This window comes from Corynebacterium sp. KPL2850, assembly GCF_040225855.1.
Classification (GTDB): Bacteria; Actinomycetota; Actinomycetes; order Mycobacteriales; family Mycobacteriaceae; genus Corynebacterium.
Genome location: NZ_JBEHFV010000048.1, coordinates 1 through 7,221 on the forward strand (window position 1 = coordinate 1; position 7,221 = coordinate 7,221).

The 7,221-nt window shown below is 49.5% G+C and carries 8 protein-coding genes; 4 read left to right on the forward strand and 4 right to left on the reverse strand.

Annotated features, from left to right (window positions below):
- The first annotated feature begins 131 nt into the window (after nucleotides 1-131).
- The 3 genes from ABRP93_RS11135 (at nucleotide 132) to ABRP93_RS11145 (ending at nucleotide 1,971) form a co-directional block, all read left to right on the forward strand.
- Complete coding sequence (locus tag ABRP93_RS11135; RefSeq protein ID WP_349887969.1) at nucleotides 132-632, forward strand: helix-turn-helix transcriptional regulator; 501 nt, start codon at nucleotides 132-134, stop codon at nucleotides 630-632.
- A gap of 14 nt (nucleotides 633-646) precedes the next feature.
- A complete protein-coding gene (locus ABRP93_RS11140; protein WP_239270159.1) occupies nucleotides 647-997 on the forward strand; it encodes a hypothetical protein in 351 nt (116 codons plus the stop codon).
- A 524-nt stretch (nucleotides 998-1,521) separates the two neighbouring features.
- Nucleotides 1,522-1,971, forward strand: coding sequence for an alpha-amylase inhibitor (locus ABRP93_RS11145; protein ID WP_349887970.1), 450 nt, complete (start codon nucleotides 1,522-1,524; stop codon nucleotides 1,969-1,971).
- A 648-nt stretch (nucleotides 1,972-2,619) separates the two neighbouring features.
- Here the strand turns inward: ABRP93_RS11145 and ABRP93_RS11150 are convergent.
- Nucleotides 2,620-3,480: an RNA helicase domain-containing protein gene (locus tag ABRP93_RS11150; RefSeq protein WP_239270161.1), complete on the reverse strand. Its 861-nt coding sequence runs from the start codon at nucleotides 3,478-3,480 to the stop codon at nucleotides 2,620-2,622.
- Between the two features lie 261 nt (nucleotides 3,481-3,741).
- On the opposite strand from ABRP93_RS11150, the gene ABRP93_RS11155 reads away from it, so the two are divergent.
- Entirely contained in the window at nucleotides 3,742-4,602 is an 861-nt protein-coding gene (locus ABRP93_RS11155; protein WP_349887971.1) for a hypothetical protein, read from the forward strand.
- A gap of 648 nt (nucleotides 4,603-5,250) precedes the next feature.
- Here ABRP93_RS11155 and ABRP93_RS11160 read toward each other — a convergent pair.
- The 3 genes from ABRP93_RS11160 to ABRP93_RS11170 form a co-directional block, all read right to left on the reverse strand.
- Entirely contained in the window at nucleotides 5,251-5,700 is a 450-nt protein-coding gene (locus ABRP93_RS11160) for an alpha-amylase inhibitor (protein WP_349887970.1), read from the reverse strand.
- Nucleotides 5,701-6,224: 524 nt separating this feature from the next.
- Nucleotides 6,225-6,575, reverse strand: a complete 351-nt coding sequence (locus tag ABRP93_RS11165; RefSeq protein WP_239270159.1) for a hypothetical protein — start codon at nucleotides 6,573-6,575, stop codon at nucleotides 6,225-6,227.
- Nucleotides 6,576-6,589: 14 nt separating this feature from the next.
- Nucleotides 6,590-7,090, reverse strand: coding sequence for a helix-turn-helix transcriptional regulator (locus ABRP93_RS11170; RefSeq protein WP_349887969.1), 501 nt, complete (start codon nucleotides 7,088-7,090; stop codon nucleotides 6,590-6,592).
- Nucleotides 7,091-7,221: the final 131 nt, after the last annotated feature.

Sequence of the window (7,221 nt, forward strand, 5' to 3'; positions counted from 1 at the left end):
AGCATGCAGCCACACACCACGCCCTATATCCCCACACACCCCGCCGCACCACCTGGTGCACCACCACCCACATGCAACAGCGTGGTGCGCTTGCGCTTAGTGCACGGCACTACACCACTACCATTGCACACATGGACGATCACCTCGACCAGCTACTTACCATCGCCGAAGCAGCCAAGCTCACCGGCGTCACCAAATCCACCATCACTCGCGCCAGAACCCGCGGAGAATTCCCCCGAGCCCAGCAAAAACAAGACACCTGGTACATCCCCATCGGCGACCTCATCAACAGCGGACGACTGGATACCATCACACACAAAACCCCCGAAGAACCCACCAGTGCAACCAGTACACAAGACCACCAAAATCTAGTGCACGCACTAGAACTAGAAAAACAACGCGCACACTACGCCGAACAACAACTGCACCAGGCCCAACAACTCATCCAAGCCAAACAGGACACCATCGACGCCCTCAAAACAACTATCCACGCACTAGAAAACACCCCACAAAAACAACTCACCACCACCCAAGAAATCCCCCACTCCGAACCCGAAACCAAGCCCACGAACCCCCCAACAGAAAGACACAACCCCCTACAGCGCCTCAGCCAATGGTTACGAAGCGGTTAAGGATAAACCTTGAGGTGAGCTATCAAATTAATAGTACGCTTATGAGTATGGAAACAAATCCTGAAAAGATAGTTGATAATCTCTTGAAAGACATGAAAGAAGTTCATGACTGGATTTGCATAGCCGATGCAACTGCAGCCAATGGGAAAAATTCATTCCATGCTACTTACGAAGACGTCGTAACTATTCTTGAGGCCGTCAAAGAGTATCCTTCAGTGACTATCGGGAAACTCGCAGGTCGTTTTATAGATCTCCCCGATAACTGGAGCCCCTCCGATGTAGCGGAGGCCATCTTTTCGTCAGCAGATCCCATAGGAGCGATGATGGATTTCTGGTTGCGCTCTACAGAAGATGTCTATAGCTAGAAATATTGCTCCTGCATAAGAGCTAAGCCTATCTGTTGCCGACTATAAGCTGGCATGACATGCTCCTCAACGAGGAGCGCGTAAGAAACAATGTTTAAGCCAAGTCTCAGGAATACCCCGTCTTTACCAGTATGTGCTGCCATTATCAGCGCCTTATTGCTAGTACCCCCAGTAGAACTTCCCGCTGCACATGCCCAGGAATACAGGGAATGTCCAGGAAATAACTATCCCACTCGATATGATGACTTTGATGAACTCCGCAGCTATCTAGACAGTTTCTACCGAAGAAAAGGACGTGTGTGGTCTGTTCCAAATGATGAAGCAGTATGGAGACTGTGGTGCGGAGCAACAAACGGTGAAGCTATTTTGAACGGAAACTCCGCTATCCCCTCCAGAAGGACTCTTTCAGATGGAGCAACTATGAACTTCCGTACGGAAAGTACGTCTGGTGGGTATGTGATCGACATAAATACCGGTAGGCACACCAAGCTGTTTAAAGTACACGTACAGTAAGGGATTTTTAAGTGAAATTGTCTTCTAGAAAAAAGCTAGTACCTCTTCTGGCAGCGCTATTTCTTTTGTTCCCTGTTCCATTTGCACAGGCAGATGAAACTGATACCGATCCTGAGACGTTGTCCCCGGGAGAAGAGACTATCCTGTCTTCCGGACAAACTTTTTCTTCAAGAAACCCTCTCGAAATCTCTTCTCTTTCTTCAGACGATAATTTTCGAGTAAAAACGTCGGATCTGACAACTTATAGTGCAGATGAAAATCTTGCACCCATGTGCGTCAGCGTACATAAGGGTTTTTATTCTATCCAAGTAGAAAATAATTGTGGCCATGATCTGCGAATAAAAGTGATAATGGCTTTCGACAGGGATTCTGAATGCAATGATGTTAAAGCCGGAGAAAAGAAGGGGGTAAAATTGCGCTACAATCCCTTTGGAGGCATAGACAGAGTAATTTTGTGCTAATCACGCACAGGCACGTGGTGTGCTAGATGGTTGGAAAAATAATTTTATAGTTCTTTTCACTTCGAACATTCCAGCATCAGAAATATGAAATTTTAAATTCAATCTGTGCGGCCGAGCACATATTTTTAAAGTAACATTCGGCGTGGCATATGAAAAACCCTAGCTCTGATGAGCTAGGGTTTTTCGTGCTGTAACAATTCAATAGTCAGTCTACTTGCACATCGTGTGTGTGTCTAGTTAGACGCGCGGAGAGATTCACAAATCCGCGTGGGATGGTTTCCCGTATCGATAGAGGGTCCTCGCTTTTTACCGGGCTGAGAGTAGAGGGTTTTGGCCTGGCGTCTTTTGGCGCGTGCGTATCAGCCTGGTGCTCCCCAAGAGCGTGTGGCTTGGGTGAAAAGGCCCGCCGAGCCTGGGACTACGGTCGTTAAGCAATATAGCTGAGCTTAGCCAAGAGATACGCACACATGCCGCCGGGGCTACAGAGGTAATGACTGTAGCCACGTATAAGCGACCGACGTCCTGACCGACGGAAGAGTCGAAGAGTCTAATTTTCCTTGTATACGTGCCTTTTTATCGCTGTTTTCAGCGACAAGAGGCACGGCGCTCCCTCTGAGCCCTCCCTCAGGAAGGGGCTCAAGACGTTACCTAGACAGTTACGGTGGGTTCGTTGAATCTGCTTAGGTGGTCGATGGCGTCGTGAGCGCCGCTAGCGTCTACATACATAATCGTATTGATGCGTCGAGCGAGGGCTTGTCGCCGAGATACTGAGGCCCACGAGTAGAAGGAACAGGGCGCTTCGTTAGAGACGAGCACTACTTGGTTGTAGGCGGCGACGCGGTCAGCGTAGCGGGCGGGGAGCATCATAGGCCAGATATCCAGGACATTGAGGAGAGTGCTAAGCCGCATTTCGCCGTCGAATTCGTCGAGGACTAGTACTTCTTCTCCGGAGTATGCATCGAAAGGGTTCTGGTAGTCGGTCACTCGATAATAGCTTGTGCCTCCCATCTCTACAGCGAGACTGGTTTTCCCTGTTCCGGGTGGCCCGTAGAGCCAGATGACCTCCATTTTACGGGGCTTAGTGTGGCGGGAGCGGTCTCGCGCAGCGACGAGTTTTTCTACCATTGCGGTCATGCGATTGGATTCGGGGACTTGAAGGAAGACTTCGTCGGCAGAAAGCCCTTTTTCAAGGATTGCTTCGCGGACTATCTCAACATCTTTGCGGCGCCCCGTCTCGTCACAGTGACGAATTGTCCCGTGCTCTAACCTTGGTTCATCAATGATGCGGGTTTCTTTTTTGGTGACATAGTTAATGGCCTGTTGTATTGGACCACTGCGAGGCTCCAAATGAGCGCTTGGGAGTCTTCTTTTGAGCGTGGAAAACCTAATAGGGGATTGTCCGCCGTCGATAATTAGCTGCCAGTGGCGGTATCCGTCTTCTTCGCCTTCTTCGAGCTGGCCTAGATAGTTGTATGAGGCTAGTGCTTCTTCTATCTCCTTTCGAGTCATCTTCTCTGCCGATACTGTGGCCATCCATGACCGTGACTGCGTAGTCTTGCTACAACGTGTGCTACGCATTACTTCACCTGAATACCCTTTCTGAGCTGGTCTGATACATGCTACAGAGGTGCCGGGGTAACACTAACCGGCACCTCTGTAGCATGTATCAGACCAGCTCAGAAAGGGTATTCAGGTGAAGTAATGCGTAGCACACGTTGTAGCAAGACTACGCAGTCACGGTCATGGATGGCCACAGTATCGGCAGAGAAGATGACTCGAAAGGAGATAGAAGAAGCACTAGCCTCATACAACTATCTAGGCCAGCTCGAAGAAGGCGAAGAAGACGGATACCGCCACTGGCAGCTAATTATCGACGGCGGACAATCCCCTATTAGGTTTTCCACGCTCAAAAGAAGACTCCCAAGCGCTCATTTGGAGCCTCGCAGTGGTCCAATACAACAGGCCATTAACTATGTCACCAAAAAAGAAACCCGCATCATTGATGAACCAAGGTTAGAGCACGGGACAATTCGTCACTGTGACGAGACGGGGCGCCGCAAAGATGTTGAGATAGTCCGCGAAGCAATCCTTGAAAAAGGGCTTTCTGCCGACGAAGTCTTCCTTCAAGTCCCCGAATCCAATCGCATGACCGCAATGGTAGAAAAACTCGTCGCTGCGCGAGACCGCTCCCGCCACACTAAGCCCCGTAAAATGGAGGTCATCTGGCTCTACGGGCCACCCGGAACAGGGAAAACCAGTCTCGCTGTAGAGATGGGAGGCACAAGCTATTATCGAGTGACCGACTACCAGAACCCTTTCGATGCATACTCCGGAGAAGAAGTACTAGTCCTCGACGAATTCGACGGCGAAATGCGGCTTAGCACTCTCCTCAATGTCCTGGATATCTCGCCTAAGACGCTCCCCGCCCGCTACGCTGACCGCGTCGCCGCCTACAACCAAGTAGTGCTCGTCTCTAACGAAGCGCCCTGTTCCTTCTACTCGTGGGCCTCAGTATCTCGGCGACAAGCCCTCGCTCGACGCATCAATACGATTATGTATGTAGACGCTAGCGGCGCTCACGACGCCATCGACCACCTAAGCAGATTCAACGAACCCACCGTAACTGTCTAGGTAACGTCTTGAGCCCCTTCCTGAGGGAGGGCTCAGAGGGAGCGCCGTGCCTCTTGTCGCTGAAAACAGCGATAAAAAGGCACGTATACAAGGAAAATTAGACTCTTCGACTCTTCCGTCGGTCAGGACGTCGGTCGCTTATACGTGGCTACAGTCATTACCTCTGTAGCCCCGGCGGCATGTGTGCGTATCTCTTGGCTAAGCTCAGCTATATTGCTTAACGACCGTAGTCCCAGGCTCGGCGGGCCTTTTCACCCAAGCCTCACGGTCTTGGGGAGCACCTGGCGGATACGCACGCGCGAAAAGAAGCCAGGCTCTAACCCTGTACTCTCTGCCCGGTAAAAAGCGAGGAACTTCTATTGATTCGGGAAACCATCCCACGCGGATTTGTGAATCTCTCCGCGCGTCTAACTAGACACACACACGATGTGCAAGTAGACTGACTATTGAATTGTTACAGCACGAAAAACCCTAGCTCATCAGAGCTAGGGTTTTTCATATGCCACGCCGAATGTTACTTTAAAAATATGTGCTCGGCCGCACAGATTGAATTTAAAATTTCATATTTCTGATGCTGGAATGTTCGAAGTGAAAAGAACTATAAAATTATTTTTCCAACCATCTAGCACACCACGTGCCTGTGCGTGATTAGCACAAAATTACTCTGTCTATGCCTCCAAAGGGATTGTAGCGCAATTTTACCCCCTTCTTTTCTCCGGCTTTAACATCATTGCATTCAGAATCCCTGTCGAAAGCCATTATCACTTTTATTCGCAGATCATGGCCACAATTATTTTCTACTTGGATAGAATAAAAACCCTTATGTACGCTGACGCACATGGGTGCAAGATTTTCATCTGCACTATAAGTTGTCAGATCCGACGTTTTTACTCGAAAATTATCGTCTGAAGAAAGAGAAGAGATTTCGAGAGGGTTTCTTGAAGAAAAAGTTTGTCCGGAAGACAGGATAGTCTCTTCTCCCGGGGACAACGTCTCAGGATCGGTATCAGTTTCATCTGCCTGTGCAAATGGAACAGGGAACAAAAGAAATAGCGCTGCCAGAAGAGGTACTAGCTTTTTTCTAGAAGACAATTTCACTTAAAAATCCCTTACTGTACGTGTACTTTAAACAGCTTGGTGTGCCTACCGGTATTTATGTCGATCACATACCCACCAGACGTACTTTCCGTACGGAAGTTCATAGTTGCTCCATCTGAAAGAGTCCTTCTGGAGGGGATAGCGGAGTTTCCGTTCAAAATAGCTTCACCGTTTGTTGCTCCGCACCACAGTCTCCATACTGCTTCATCATTTGGAACAGACCACACACGTCCTTTTCTTCGGTAGAAACTGTCTAGATAGCTGCGGAGTTCATCAAAGTCATCATATCGAGTGGGATAGTTATTTCCTGGACATTCCCTGTATTCCTGGGCATGTGCAGCGGGAAGTTCTACTGGGGGTACTAGCAATAAGGCGCTGATAATGGCAGCACATACTGGTAAAGACGGGGTATTCCTGAGACTTGGCTTAAACATTGTTTCTTACGCGCTCCTCGTTGAGGAGCATGTCATGCCAGCTTATAGTCGGCAACAGATAGGCTTAGCTCTTATGCAGGAGCAATATTTCTAGCTATAGACATCTTCTGTAGAGCGCAACCAGAAATCCATCATCGCTCCTATGGGATCTGCTGACGAAAAGATGGCCTCCGCTACATCGGAGGGGCTCCAGTTATCGGGGAGATCTATAAAACGACCTGCGAGTTTCCCGATAGTCACTGAAGGATACTCTTTGACGGCCTCAAGAATAGTTACGACGTCTTCGTAAGTAGCATGGAATGAATTTTTCCCATTGGCTGCAGTTGCATCGGCTATGCAAATCCAGTCATGAACTTCTTTCATGTCTTTCAAGAGATTATCAACTATCTTTTCAGGATTTGTTTCCATACTCATAAGCGTACTATTAATTTGATAGCTCACCTCAAGGTTTATCCTTAACCGCTTCGTAACCATTGGCTGAGGCGCTGTAGGGGGTTGTGTCTTTCTGTTGGGGGGTTCGTGGGCTTGGTTTCGGGTTCGGAGTGGGGGATTTCTTGGGTGGTGGTGAGTTGTTTTTGTGGGGTGTTTTCTAGTGCGTGGATAGTTGTTTTGAGGGCGTCGATGGTGTCCTGTTTGGCTTGGATGAGTTGTTGGGCCTGGTGCAGTTGTTGTTCGGCGTAGTGTGCGCGTTGTTTTTCTAGTTCTAGTGCGTGCACTAGATTTTGGTGGTCTTGTGTACTGGTTGCACTGGTGGGTTCTTCGGGGGTTTTGTGTGTGATGGTATCCAGTCGTCCGCTGTTGATGAGGTCGCCGATGGGGATGTACCAGGTGTCTTGTTTTTGCTGGGCTCGGGGGAATTCTCCGCGGGTTCTGGCGCGAGTGATGGTGGATTTGGTGACGCCGGTGAGCTTGGCTGCTTCGGCGATGGTAAGTAGCTGGTCGAGGTGATCGTCCATGTGTGCAATGGTAGTGGTGTAGTGCCGTGCACTAAGCGCACCACGCTGTTGCATGTGGTGCGCTGTGGTGGTGCACCAGGTGGTGCGGCGGGGTGTGTGGGGATATAGGGCGTGGTGTGTGGCTGCATGCT

Coding starts and splice junctions, on each gene's coding strand:
- ABRP93_RS11135 (WP_349887969.1), top strand. CDS start 132: ATGGACGATCACCTCGACCAGCTACTTACCATCGCCGAAGCAGCCAAG.
- ABRP93_RS11150 (WP_239270161.1), bottom strand. CDS start 3,480: ATGACTCGAAAGGAGATAGAAGAAGCACTAGCCTCATACAACTATCTA.
- ABRP93_RS11155 (WP_349887971.1), top strand. CDS start 3,742: ATGACTCGAAAGGAGATAGAAGAAGCACTAGCCTCATACAACTATCTA.
- ABRP93_RS11170 (WP_349887969.1), bottom strand. CDS start 7,090: ATGGACGATCACCTCGACCAGCTACTTACCATCGCCGAAGCAGCCAAG.